Annotated in this window: 9 protein-coding genes and 2 pseudogenes; 8 read left to right on the top strand and 3 right to left on the bottom strand. The window is 51.7% G+C overall.

Going from position 1 to position 13,230, the window contains the following annotated elements; genetic code table 11:
* The first annotated feature begins 166 nt into the window (after positions 1-166).
* The 6 genes and pseudogenes from ACQE3Y_RS11135 (at position 167) to ACQE3Y_RS11110 (ending at position 6,854) form a co-directional block, all read left to right on the top strand.
* Positions 167-2,365 (top strand): hypothetical protein, encoded by a 2,199-nt coding sequence (locus ACQE3Y_RS11135; protein ID WP_426981683.1) that lies wholly within the window; start codon positions 167-169, stop codon positions 2,363-2,365.
* 1 nt (position 2,366) lies between these two features.
* A complete protein-coding gene (locus tag ACQE3Y_RS11130) occupies positions 2,367-4,298 on the top strand; it encodes a hypothetical protein (RefSeq protein WP_426981682.1) in 1,932 nt (643 codons plus the stop codon).
* Positions 4,299-4,301: 3 nt separating this feature from the next.
* A complete protein-coding gene (locus ACQE3Y_RS11125) occupies positions 4,302-5,279 on the top strand; it encodes a hypothetical protein (protein ID WP_426981681.1) in 978 nt (325 codons plus the stop codon).
* Positions 5,280-5,657: 378 nt separating this feature from the next.
* Positions 5,658-5,868: pseudogene (locus tag ACQE3Y_RS11120) on the top strand (helix-turn-helix transcriptional regulator).
* 11 nt (positions 5,869-5,879) lie between these two features.
* Positions 5,880-6,056, top strand: coding sequence for a hypothetical protein (locus ACQE3Y_RS11115; protein WP_426981680.1), 177 nt, complete (start codon positions 5,880-5,882; stop codon positions 6,054-6,056).
* A 33-nt stretch (positions 6,057-6,089) separates the two neighbouring features.
* Positions 6,090-6,854 (top strand): hypothetical protein, encoded by a 765-nt coding sequence (locus tag ACQE3Y_RS11110; RefSeq protein ID WP_426981679.1) that lies wholly within the window; start codon positions 6,090-6,092, stop codon positions 6,852-6,854.
* A gap of 329 nt (positions 6,855-7,183) precedes the next feature.
* Here ACQE3Y_RS11110 and ACQE3Y_RS11105 read toward each other — a convergent pair whose 3' ends face one another.
* On the bottom strand, positions 7,184-10,684 hold the full coding sequence (locus ACQE3Y_RS11105; RefSeq protein ID WP_426981678.1) for a DEAD/DEAH box helicase: 3,501 nt from the start codon (positions 10,682-10,684) through the stop codon (positions 7,184-7,186).
* A complete protein-coding gene (locus tag ACQE3Y_RS11100) occupies positions 10,671-11,447 on the bottom strand; it encodes a HamA C-terminal domain-containing protein (protein ID WP_426981677.1) in 777 nt (258 codons plus the stop codon). The genes ACQE3Y_RS11105 and ACQE3Y_RS11100 overlap by 14 nt, the downstream gene beginning before the upstream one ends.
* Positions 11,448-11,731: 284 nt before the next feature.
* Between ACQE3Y_RS11100 and ACQE3Y_RS11095 the strand changes: the two are divergent.
* A pseudogene (locus ACQE3Y_RS11095) lies at positions 11,732-11,927 on the top strand (hypothetical protein); the annotation flags it as partial.
* A 165-nt stretch (positions 11,928-12,092) separates the two neighbouring features.
* A complete protein-coding gene (locus ACQE3Y_RS11090; RefSeq protein ID WP_426981676.1) occupies positions 12,093-12,731 on the top strand; it encodes a hypothetical protein in 639 nt (212 codons plus the stop codon).
* 88 nt (positions 12,732-12,819) lie between these two features.
* Here ACQE3Y_RS11090 and ACQE3Y_RS11085 read toward each other — a convergent pair whose 3' ends face one another.
* A complete protein-coding gene (locus ACQE3Y_RS11085) occupies positions 12,820-13,140 on the bottom strand; it encodes a helix-turn-helix domain-containing protein (RefSeq protein ID WP_426981675.1) in 321 nt (106 codons plus the stop codon).
* Between the last annotated feature and the right edge of the window lie 90 nt (positions 13,141-13,230).

Below are 13,230 nucleotides of genomic sequence, written 5' to 3'. Positions count from 1 at the left end.
TGACCTTTTCCGAAACTGTCGTGGATGCTGCTGGGACAAAAGGTTCTTTGAAAGGGACGTTACTCACTCCAACTTCAAAACCAACCGCCGTCGTTCTTATCGTACCAGGCTACGGGCCGACCGATAAGGATGGATAATTAAGACCTGCTGAGGATAAGAAATGCCAATGGAATCACCTGAAATTCAGCTCAAGGCTCTGAATAATGCTTTGCGTCGTTTACGTGGGGCCTGTTCCGCACTTGACGGTGAGGAGCTTGATGAAAAATTACTTGAGGTCATGCGACGACTGCTGCTTGCTGAGGTGCTCGCCGATACCTGGATCGTGGCGATAGGCGGCTCGCAAGGGGCGGGTAAAACGACGCTGATGGCGAGCCTGTATAACCTGCATCATGACAATAGCGGCTGGTTACGCAGTAATGAAGGACGCGGCGAGAAAATGCCGGTACTGATCCTCGAGAGTCGTGAGACTAAAGTAGCGCAGGGTTATGTCCGCCGCCTGGTCGAAACTGGAAATGGTTTGACGCTGGATGATATCGGCGTCGACGTCAACGAGTTTCAGCGCGCGGTCTGCGATCCTGATGCCGGGGATTTACTGCCGATACTGAAGGTACCGCAGCGTTATTTTACCCGCAATAACCAGGCCTGGTTACTGCTTCCTGGTTATGAAAAACAAGAGCGTGAAAATCGTGAGTGGCAAGAACTGATGCGTCAGGCGATGATAGCGGCAGGCGGTTGTATTATCGTGACCGATGAGACGCGACTGGCAAACCAGCAGCAGCTCGAAATCGTCAAAGATATGCTGGAAAAAGAGCTTAAGAATTGTAAACCTTATATTGTTATCTCCAAGACAGAAGCGTTTCGCCACAATCCGCAACGTCAAGCTGAATTAAGAAAAAGCGCGGCCGAAACCTTCAATGTCGCTGCCGAATATGCCGATAACAACATTATTTTAACCGGCACCGACGATCCGGAATACGTAACAGAATGGATGCCGCACCTTCGTCGGGCCATTGACGACCTTAACTTTTCCGGACAAACCAACCGTTATCTCCAGTTAACCCACCTTACTGGGATTGTTAGTAAGGATCTGCCGCGCGTCATGAATATGATCCGCACCCAGTCACGTCTGTATTACCACAGTGATAAAGGCGGCCAGGACGATGGCAGCCAGGTGCTGGCCGAAGCTCTGGAAGTGTTTGACACTGCCGTGCAGGAATTGCGGGAGGAGCATACCAAAAAGGTAAAAATGTGCATCGCTAAAACTTTTGAGGCGGCGAAGGCTAATATGGACCGTAGGCTGGTCAAGGAGCATGAGGGATTTGCCAACTGGATATCGAATGCATTTGATACCACCAGTGAGACAAAAGGCAAATTGCAGCAACTGGTTCAGGATTCATGGCAGGACGCATCAGCTGATTTCTTCGACGACTATGTGAACAGTCTGCAACAATTGACGGCGGCGAAACTCAAGCCCATTCCAAACGGCAACGATCGCCCAAACTTGCCTGCATCACCGAAGCTGGAGAAGCTGGTAGCACTTGGCTATATGAATAGCGCCGGGCAGCCCGTGCAACACGAACAGCTGGATGCAGAAAAAATAAGTAATATCAAAATGTTGCTAAATCATGGTGCCACGTCGAATGCGGAAAACATTCCAGTGGTGAATAAACAGCTGAGGAAGAGCGTGGAATTGATCCCGGTGCTCTCGCTAGAGTACACCCGCCTTGTGTACGCCATGCCTGAGATTTGCAAAGAGCTGCGGCCCTACGTCACGCTTGAGCAGGACGATGGCGAGACATCCGCGGGTAACGTCGCGGCAAAAGGGGTTCAAACTCTCAACGCAGGGGTTGATCTTGGCAAGACCGCAATAAAATCACTGGCCGCGGTGCTGGCGATTGACGTTGTCAGCGATGGCGATTCCGATATCCTCGGCACGCTCTTTGGCCAGGATAAGCCTTCTGCTGACCCGACGGGTTCACCTCTTCCCCCCGCACCGGTGATGATGCATCCTGCTGCCGTTGCGGTAACAGCCGTTGTGGCGGCGGCCTACGTGACCGCGTCTGCAATAACGCGAATGCGTACTTTTGAGAAAAAAGCGAGCAGCCAGGCACACGTCATGCTTGCCAGTGTTCATGACCACCATATTGAGCATTTACGCAATCAATTCGATGACACGATGAGCGCGGCGCGTAAGCGGATTAGCGAAACGTTACGTGCGCGTTATCACATGGACGAAATGCTGATGCGCAAGGATCGGCTCGCGAAAGCCATCGCCGATGTGAATGCCCTTATCGACGACCTGCGCAATGAGCTGGGTTCATCGGCTACGGGCCTGCAAGTATTAATCACCAGCCGTGGTGAGTGAGATGACGTCCGGGAAAGTTATTGATTATTGGCAGCGGTTAGAGTCACGGCAGTCGGAGTGGGCTTTTCGCGCCTACGATCGGCTGATTAAGACATTAAGTCATGACGTTCAGGAAAGGATACAACTTAAGGAAAGCGATGCCGAACCGTACGTGGTCATATTTGGTAAGACGCAGGTCGGCAAAACCACCTTACTGCTCGACCTGATGGATATCGATCTGCAGCAGATGGCAACGCTATCGCACGTGCTACGCGGCGGGCGGGAAGCCGGAAAATCATCCACCGCCACCGCCATGGAATATCGTCGTTCAACGGACCAGCGCTGGGGATTGTTTGTGCAATCGAAAACGCACTGGTTTGCCTCTGACGACGATATGACAGAGACCTTAGCGCAGCTCAGAAAGCAGATGGAACGGGGTGAACTGGTTGTTGATTCTCCCTGTATTGTGCATATTCCGAGGCGTTTTTTCAGGATAAAAACTTCGGGAGCGCCCGGCGTGCGTATTCTGGATCTGCCTGGTGATAATCCCGCCAATATGGAAGAGCAAAAGCATGTAAATCACATGGCGAAGACCTATCTTCCCTTCGCTGATTTGGTCCTGCTGATTGGTCGTGGCGACGATTTGAGCTTCCTGCAGCCACAGGTTATCACCCTGCCGGGTATTGAGGACTGGCAGGCGATGCCGCATCGGTTTCGTATCGTGACGACCTATTCTTACTCAGCGCAGTCGGTGAAGACGCTGATTCGCAACGATCCGGCTATCGATATCGCGCAGTTACGTCAGCGCCTTATTGAACAGATTGAACGCTTTAGCAACCTGAGCGACGCGGCGAAAGATCGGAACCTCTACTTTCCGCTCGAGTTTGGCAGCAGTTGGCTGAGTATGGCCGAAAACGATACCGCCCTTTACGCCCGGGTTGCCCCCATGGTCAGCCACTTGCGTAGCGAACTGTTGGAACAAATTGCAACATCGACAAGCCCACTCGGACGGCTGCGAAGTACCCTGGATACCCACCTCAGCGTTAAATATATCCAGGAGGAAAAAACGGCGGCAATCGAAAGAGAACTGCTGGGGCTAAAAAAACAGCAACAAGAGACAAAAGATAAACTGACGTTTTGGAAAAACGCTATTACTCAGACGCAGCAGAAATTAAAAAAAACGGAGAGGTTATTAAAAGATAACGCTTTACCTGTCAGCCGACGGCTTATCGATAAAGCTGCGGAAGAGGCCGCAAGCTTTAAATTGAAGGGAAGTTACAGCAGTGAAAAATGTACCACATTACATAGCATGATCGCCGACTATTGCTCTAAAATTAAGAATATCCAGCTGGATGTGAAAAATAAGACGGTCTACTGGCAAAAAGTGGCCCGCAACAAAGTTGAACCTACGAGACAGGCGGTTCAGGATATTCTTGATGAAAACTTCAATGCTATTCGCTATAGGCTCAATGACTACTGGATCGACACCTATCTTAGTTCTGCGAATTATTTATCGGATAAAAACAGTGTCATCCATGCCGCTGATAATGCCAAAGTGGAAGTCATTCGGTTGTGGACCTCACAATGGATGGCTGCCGCAGAGAACGTCCATAATCAATACAAAAGCGAACTCACCAAAGATGGGGTAATTCTCGATGAGTTGCGGGTAGAGCAGAATAAATCCCTTCAGAAACAGATCTCACTTAAGCAACAGGCCGTATCGTGCGAAGACGAGTTAAAGAGAATTGCTGTTGAATCACAAGAGGATCTTGTCCGCTGCGAGCAGTTTGTTCACTTTCTTGATGAAGAGTATCTCAAAACATTAAGTACGCGTCTGGATTCAGTCTTTCAGGAACGTGATGATTGTGATGCGTTATTACAAGTTTTCTCCTGCGTTGCGTTGAAAAATCAGCGGGAAGATTTAATGAATTTAACTGAAAAGTATTCTGGATAAGACATGAACGTGACCAGTGAAATAAAAAATAAAGAAAAATCGCTCGCCGAGTTAATGGTAAAAATACTCAAGGAGCCGCTCAATCCCCTTGAGAGTTCGTTAAAAAAACTCAACACAGAGGTTCTGGACACCAAAGATAAGGTTGAAGAAATCAATGATGCCATTAATGCGGTAGGTGCAAACACCGAAGAAATCATTAATCCACTGAAAAAATCGTTACGTGAGCTGCAAGACGACGATGTCCCTGGGGCGATAAGTAAGCTGAGAGATTTTATTTCGACGCAGGTTGAAGAAAAAAAACAGAATATTAGTGCCGCGCTTAGCCAACAATCGGCACACTATGATAGCCAGCTGAAAGCCGCGACCGGTGAGGTCTTTGAAAAACTGTCGTATGTTCTTGGCCAGCAAAATGAGAGTGTCAAGGCAGCAATACAGCAGTATCAGCAAACGGGTATCGACAGTGCTGAGGCCTTATTGCAGCAACTGCTGAATGCTAACCGCTTCCTGGAGGAAACCTGCGCTGCGAATGCCAGCGAGCAACAGTCGACGCGAGAGCGTGACCAGCGGTTGGCTGAACGGCTGGAAAGTATCATGCAGGCCCAGCAGCAAATAAAGCAGTCGATAAGCGAACTTGACCAGCAGCTCAAGGGCGTGTGCCAAGGAGTGCAAACGACGCGAACCATGCTCGCGGAACGGCAGGAAAGCGATCGGAGGCAAGTGTTAAGCAGCCTTGAAACGTTGTCTTCCGACGTCCCGGCAGCATTGGTGCAGCATTTGACCCCACTAACCCAGGCAATTGAGTCTCTGCAAACCAGCCAGCAGGCGTTGACCGAGGCAGTGAGCCAGCAAAAGAGCTATCTGGAGGCGCAAATTGCCGCAAGTCAGGGTAGATTCCGCTACGTTGTCATCATTTTTGCCCTGTTTGCTACCTCAACGCTAGCTTATATCGGCTATGACATCTGGAAAAATTTAACTCCCTGACAGGGCGAAATTGCGTGGCGTCTAACGCGACAGAGCCATTATTTTTTGAGTTGTGTATAAGGTTAGACAGCCTTGTGACTTGCTCCCCGTTGAATGCTGTTAGCTATGTCCGCAGATCGCTCTGAACAGACCTTACGGTGTTTTAGACTGTACGCTTTGTGTCTGAAGCCGACGTTGCTAGCCTCTGCCTGTATGAATAAATAGGGAACAGATCAGTTAGGCCTTGCATTACCCGATGTGGCGGGTATTTACAACCGAAGTAAATTTATGGTGAAGAAACTGGAAGCGCTAGAGCTCTGGACGACATACCTCAATAACATCTCATGCGTTGAGTCAAAAGTGACAATCCTCAAACAAAAGGCTGGCTAATATGAAAAAATGGCTGTTGTTGATAAAAAGGGTCTTGAGAACATTTCTAACAATGACCGTATGATTCGTGAGAAAGATTGTCGGGCTGACTACTCTTGCGAGCAGCTCACGCTGTAAGCTTGGGAAGGAAGGTAAGTTCCCCAAACGTATTAAAATTGGTGCTACTGATTATCGTCTATCTGAAATGCAAGCTTGGATTAGAGGTGAGTGGTTAATTTAATAAGGTGTGAAATGAAAATTAATGAAATGTATGATGCTTTACGTGATGATATTGACTTGGTGAATTCATCTTTGGGTATTATAAAGAAATATAGGTTGTTTTATACTACATCTGTCGATCCCGATTATTCATACTCCAATGGTTATGATGGCTATGCAGAAAAGAACTATTACTTCAAAGGAAATTGAGGATTTGATTACGATTTCTTTAAGGTTTTTGAAGTGGAGATTGTGAACAAGATTTTTGTTTTGGATGAAATAAAACAAAAGATAAATTCTGTTTGCCCTGCAACCAAAGCGGCTTTTTCTAATATAAACTCATTGAATTCTGATGACTTTATTAATTCATACTTCGCGAGCAACCCTCACAAAGAAAATCTATCTGAATTTGATGATTGCATATTTCACATGGATGGTAATAATCCGCCATATATATCGGCGATGGAAATTGATGCTATAGATAATAATTTAAGCAAGATTATTTATAGCGGTTCATATTGCTCTACGGGTATGGATCATGGAAACTCAGATGAAGTTGTTTGCGAGTTAAACATTGTAGGGGCTAAAAACCACCAGCCTTTTTACTTTGAGCTACTCATAGAAGCATACGCATTACTCAATGAGAATAATTTCAAAATGTCCTGTTTTATGTCATATGCGGCATTAGAGAGTTATATAAATCAAAAAATATACGGTCAAGATACCGATGAGCGGTTTTCAGATAAGTTTAAAAAAGCATATGATACAGTGCCTGGATTAACAACCCATGAAACTTTCTCTAAGTTAAATTCACTGTTAAGCGATTATACACTTGTTAGAAACACCATTGCGCATGGTAGAGATGATGATGAGATAATTGATAATATAGACGTTGACTCAGCAAAAGAAATGTATATTTACGTTTCGGCTGTGATTTTAGCGATTGAAAATGGATTTCAGAAGCTAAATGATATTAAACTTCACATTAAGCCTAAAAAGAAGAGATAAGAGGTGTTTTAGAAAACACTACTTAGCTTCTTTTATTACAGGGAAAGAACATTCTTTACTTTTTACTCCCTGTCGACTCCATCTCTATTTTAGCTAGTTTTCCCAGCTAGCTTCTTTTACCCATGAGCTGAACTGCCCAGGACCAGCAGCTTTGTTAATTTCCTCAATCAATTCATGTTCGAAACGAATGTTTTCTTAGTGCTTCCTGAACGTTCGAAAACGGCGGTTAGCATGTCGCCACAGTCATGGCAGTTTATTCACTCTCCCTTCGCGACAGGTGCGCGCTTCTGTTCGTCGATCCAGGCATACAGCATCTTGACCGTTCCCTTTTAGACGTCGGCAGTCGGCCAACGCAACTTTCCGCGGCCGACGCGTAGAGCATCCACGAGCCGGGTTTTGCCCGGCAACTGTCCCGAGAATAGACTGGGCTTGGGATCAACCGCTGGCTTCTTGAAGACGGCGATCCGCTGGTAGTCGGGGGTTGTCAGCCAAGTCCGCGCGTCCCCTTCGTCGGTGAGGATTCGATAGAGGCCAGCGGGCGGGGAGGACTCGGTATCGAGTAGGCGCTTATAGCGTTCGACGGACCATTTCTGGATGCCTCCGCTGAGAGCTTCGGTTCGGAAGCGGGCCCATAACGCGGAGGTGTCGGGTGTTGGCCAGTCGCCTGCGTCGGTTTTGGCCGTAATCTCGTCGGATTCAAGCCAAGCCCGCATTTCTGCGGGCGTGACGAAGACTGGTTCAGCATCTTCGATGGCCGCCATTGCCGCGCGCCGTGACGGCAGGCCTGCGCGGATCAGCATCGCCATCATGAACTGGGGGACACCGGTTTCGACCGCAGCCGCAGCGGCGCCCGCCACCGTATCCGGCGACCAGCCGAAGGACATGCGCCGGGTGCGGACGGCTTCTAGCGCCCAGACTAGCCGATAGGTGAAGGCATCTTCGACCGCCCGCATGTTCTGCGGACCGATCTTGGAGACTTCTTCCCCGGACACCCAACTACGTAGGATAGCTTTCCAGTTCGGCGGCAGCGCGTTCGCCTTGTCAGGGATGAAAGGCCGCATGAACAGCAGGCGTTCGCCGAGTCCGCCGAGAGCATCGGCGAGTTCGTTGATGTCGCCGCTCAACGCTGCACTGTCTGCCCTGTCGATGAGTTCGGCCAACTCGTCCGCCATAGCGTCGATGAGGAGGCCAGCTTCGAGCCCTACTCCCATCGCGAAATGCCCGCGTCGCGTAGGGGGGGTGGTAGCTTTCCAGATGAGAGCAGCGCGTGCTTCGAATACCTTCCGGTGCAGGGAAGCGACATCCTCGTTCTCCCGAGCAATTTGGCGAGCCCAGAGTGACCCCCTGAGCGCCTCGTCTAGAAGTTTAGGTAGATCGGCGCGATCAGCGTCTAGGGCTTCGATCAGACCGAATACGGTGGCGTCGAGGCGTTCGACGAGCTGAGACAGGGGCTCCTCGTCGATGGTTTCCTCCTCGTCATCCGTCTCGTCTTCATCGTCGGTGGAAGCGTCGTATTCCACTGCGGCTGCCAGTCGTTCTGCTACCACTGCTTCTTCTTCAGGTGACCTCCAAGCCTCGCGGGCGTTGGCGAGATATTCCCAGGCGTCATCTATATCCAAGACGCCCTCGCGTGATAGACGCTCAAGGATTTCGGCAACGATCTGAATAAGGCCGCTTTTAAGCGTCCTGGCCTTGGCAGAGGCGACCAGTTCCCTCCATTCCTTCTTTCGCCATTTGATTTTGTCGAACATGACATGGACGATCAGCCCCTCGACATCGACGAATGCACGTCCGGCGCGGCCGGCCACGTTCGCGAACTCCTCGCCTTTGATCTTCTCTGAGGCGCGATATAGCGCGGGCACAAGCAGCACGGCAGCGTTGAGATTGAGGCCCTGCGAGAGCGTCGGCGAAGCGACAATGACCTTTAGCGCTCCTTCGGATAGAAGCAGTTCCAGTTCGCGTAGGAACGGGCTCGGCAGTCGGCCGTGATGAATGGCAACGCCCACCTTCAGGCTGGCCACGGCTGGGTGATCCTCGCCCAACCATTCCTTGCCGACTTCTAGGGCGCGGGCGATTGGAGCCTCGTCTTCCAGCAACGAGTCCAGATAGCCGCGCTTGCAGAGCTCCACGACTTGTTTGCCGTAGCTCTCGACCCAGTTTGCTTGGGTAGAGAAGATCAAGGTGCGCTTGCCCTGGCTCGCGAACTCCCATGCCGCGAACAGAGCGAGGTGCGAGTTCTTGCGTGGATAGGGCTTCTTCTCCTTCCCGAGCGCTGGTTTTTCCGCGACGAATTTGTCAAGGAAGGGGCCATCGTCGTCTAGATCGAGCCGTAGCAACGCGTCCTTACCTCGCCAGGTAAGCGCGCCGAATCTCTGGCGCGTTGGGCGCCAGTCGGAACGCACAGGCTCCCCGGGTTCGTCGGAACGAATCCATGCGGTAAGGTCGTCGAGTTCGTCGCCGCTTGGCAGGATCGCGGAAAGGCAAACTATTCGGCGCTCTGCCGCATCCGTGCGCCGAAGTAGACGCTGCACGAGCGTCTCATAGCGGATTTCGCGCTCACTAGGACCGATCATGTGGCCTTCGTCGAGGACGATCAGGCCGACATCGTCAATCAACGTCTGGTCGCTTCTCAGCGCGAAGTCGAGTTTTTCGGGCGTCGCAATGATGATCTCCCGTGTGCGGAGGGCGTCTTCATCACCGGCCGAAAGGCCGCTGGCGCCGTAGAGAGAAGAGACACCAAACCCTAGGGGCGCGAAGGTCTTCCTGAAAGTTCGTTCGGTCTGGGCCGAAAGAGCGCGCAGCGGTGTGACGATTAGCACCCGGCGTGCGGAGGATAGGGTCATTAACGCGGCAATCTCTGCCACCCGTGTTTTGCCCGCGCTGGTCGGCAGGGCGACGACCAGATCGTCCGTGACGTCTGTGGAGCGCTGGGCGGCTTCGCGCTGCGATGGCCATAGCTCCACTTCTGAGGTCTTGCGGGCGTAAAGGGAAGATATAAACAACCGCCGCAGGTCGGGATATTTTTCCTCCGCACCCTCGGGTGGCTCAGTCGGCAAATTCTGGTGTAGTGAGTGTTGCCACAAGTCGTCGATCAGGTGACGGCAGAGGTTCGAGATCCACCACAGCGGGACGTTCTCAGCGTTGTCGGCAAGCCCGACAGCGGTGGTAAGGAACCCTCGCGCGGCTTCGAACGACTCAACCTCGCCCGTCTCAAGCGCGAAGTCGAAAAATGCCAGGGCACGGCAGATCGTCGTATTGAGAATTGTCGACAGTGCTTCGTCGACGTCAGCGTCTCCGCCCTGCAGGGCCGCCGCGATCTGCTCATCGCCGTGAGCCCCATCATTCAACCAGTCGCGAACGAAGCCGCGAAGTTGATCGAGATCGCGCAGTATCAGGTGTCGGATCGCTATTTCCCCGGGTGAGACGTTAAGGTCTTCCTCTATCTCGTTGAAGATTGAAAAGGCGACGGCCGAGAAGCCGGCTAGATGGTAGGATGCAGCAGCAATGGTGCGGCGGAATCCGCGATCAGGCGACTCTGGATCACCATTACGCACGAGGGCTTCGAAGGCGTTGGCTGCGCGCTCAAAGGCCTTGCCAGTGAGTTCCGAAGCACCAGCCTGAGCCCGCAGTGCCATTGCGCCTCGAAGCAGGGCAAAACCGTGCTCGGCAAGATCTGTTTCGATGGTTGCGCCAAGCGGCGGAGCGTTTTGCGGCAATACGCCATTCTTGCGCATCAACGACCAAGCTGCACCGCGATAGAGGAGGCGCCCGAGAATACCGTCAACTGTAGCGGCCGTCAGGAAGGTGCTTAATTCTTCAGTCGTCTCCAAGATCTTCCGCCTCTAGGTACATTGCCGCAATGAAATCCTGATGGTCTTCGACGTGAATGTTCACGACGTAATGGTCCCTGTTGACTCCAGCGGCTTCAAGGTTCTCTTTCAGGGAAGCGTGAGGGCCGTTACCCGACACGGTGAAGAGCATGTGGTCGATGCGATCGGCTGGCATAGACTTAAGACCCACTTCGTCACGAAGGTCGCGACCCAGTGCGTTATCGCCAGCGTCGTTGCTCTCCAGCAGGCGATTGGCGACGAACAGCAGCGAGTCAGGCGTGCAGCGGCCATTGTCGCGGTCGAGGACCTTGCGGGCGGCGGTGACCGTGGTTTTGCCAAGCTTCTGGTTACTTTTAGCTTCACCTTTTAGCAGCCAGAGCTTATTGCCTTGGTAGCCCGCGCCGATGAAGTCATCGCCGCGCATGGCCATGTTACGGCCGTCCTTGTAACGGAGCCGGCGCACGGGTACCCGCAGACCGATTTCTTCCTCAACTAGTTCAGTCGCAAGGATTTCGCCGAGGTCGCCAGAGCGGCCCTTCGGGGTATTAGGCATTGCCTCGCGGAGGATCTTGGCAGCAACCTTGTATCCTAGTCGCCCTACGTCATCGGCGATGCGTTCAAGTCGTTCGTAGTGCGAGCGAATGGTCTCAGCAAGGTCCTCGCGGATATCATCGCGGCCGCCGTCCTTCTCGACATACGTCCAGTAATACTTGCGTTCATCATTTTCTTTAATGGATTCACACCACTTCTCATATAGCCCCACGGCGTTTCTCCCTATCAATCAGTTCTGATCACGTCAAGATTTTCCCGATTCGAAATCGGCTTATTGAAAGAATCCATCCTCAGCGCTTTCCCACGTATCTTGCAAAATGGCGTCAATCTCTTCCCGCTCAGTTTCAGTCGCGCCAATCAATGGGAAGCAGCTCATATTTCTTTCAATCACCAACAGGCAAAGATTCCTGATAATGTACCCATAGGAGGGGAGACGCAATGTCAGAGATGAATCCACACGATGCCGCGCAGACTTTGCCCTAGGATCGGGAAACGCTGTACCACTTGGTCTGGTGCGAGCCCGCGGAATGTATAGCTGTGTTGTATGACATCAGTACTGAGTTACTGGCAAAACGATGCAGCGAAATGCGGATACCCAGGCCGCTTGCCGGTTACTGGAAGGCACTTGCGAAAGGTACTGCGCCTGCAATTCCCGCTCTGCCCGATCTGAAAAAGGGTAAGACGGTAAAGGTATGTGAGATTGATAATCCATCAATGCACTCTCCTGCCGACAAGGCATCAAAATCAGCAACTTCATTAGCCCTAAAGCAAGCCCCTGTTACAGGCAGAAACCGCTGTTTAGCAGCGTCTTACTGCCGCCCTGACGCGCGCGGTCACCGCGAACGGGCAGGTACTGGTGATTGGAAACAGCTACGACACCCGCGGGCGTCAGCAGATGGCCAGCCAGATCCCGGGGGCAACGACCGTCGAAGCCGTCGATTTGGTCGACCTTACCGACTTTGGTGAAGCGTTTAACCTGGAAGCTGCGGATGCGTTGACGCGCCTGGTGCAGTTTGCCGCAGGCGTCATGACCCAGGTTGGCCCCGCAGCATTGCTGCCCCGCCTAGAAACGCTACGAAGAGGGCGAGCCCGCAACCCGCCGACGGTTGCCGAAGCAGCGTTAGTGGCATTTGCAGAGAGACCAGGTTTTATGCTGGCCGCAGAGGCGTTGCGCCTTCTGACTCGTCAGGACAATGCGCGGGTCTATCGGCCAGAGGTATTGCGCTGTTGTTTGCGTGCCCTGCAGTCGGCTGCTGCCGGAGGCTACACTTTTGCAGACTCCACGGTAAATGAGCGAGAACGCAATCGCCACGAGAGTCGACCGCTGGCCCGGCGTGTAATCGGCAGCACATTGTTGCTAAGGGGGCTGGAAGGAGAGGTGGCAGTCATCACATCCCCGGAAGAGATGGATGCACGACACCTCTATGTCGCTATGACGCGGGGATCTTCGCGGCTGGTTGTGTGCTCGCTAACTCCCATATTGACGGTCCGCTAACCCCGATGCAAAGCGCCCTTGCTCACAAATCGCACCTTCCTTAGGGGCAGTGCCTGACGTACAGCCCTATCAAATAGCCTGGCTACTATCACCATTCTTCACGCCTTGCCGGTGAATCAAACTCCTTTTCAACCAAATTTGAAGCCTTTGTATAAGTTGAAATAGGTTCAGAACTAAGCGAAATCTCCACTCCCAAAATATTTAACACGTTGTACAGGCGCTGAAAACTTGCTTTTGAAGGGTTTGCCTCAAGGCGAGCATAAGTCTGCTGAGTGACACCCAACCTAGCGGATAATTCTCTTTGAGTTAATCCTTTTGATTTACGAAAACCAATTAAAAGTGGCCGTAACTGGCTAAGAAGTCTGACCGGGATGAATCGCCACAGGTTTAACAGACACTTCAGAGTCATTTAAAATGACTTGAAGAGAGGTGCCCATGAGCGGTAAGCGTTATCCCGAAGAGTTTAAAATTGAAGCAGTCAAACAGGTTGTTGATCGTG

The organism is Pantoea sp. FN0305, assembly GCF_050113845.1.
Lineage (GTDB): Bacteria > Pseudomonadota > Gammaproteobacteria > Enterobacterales > Enterobacteriaceae > Mixta > Mixta alhagi.
This window is presented reverse-complemented; position numbering and strand designations above follow the sequence as displayed.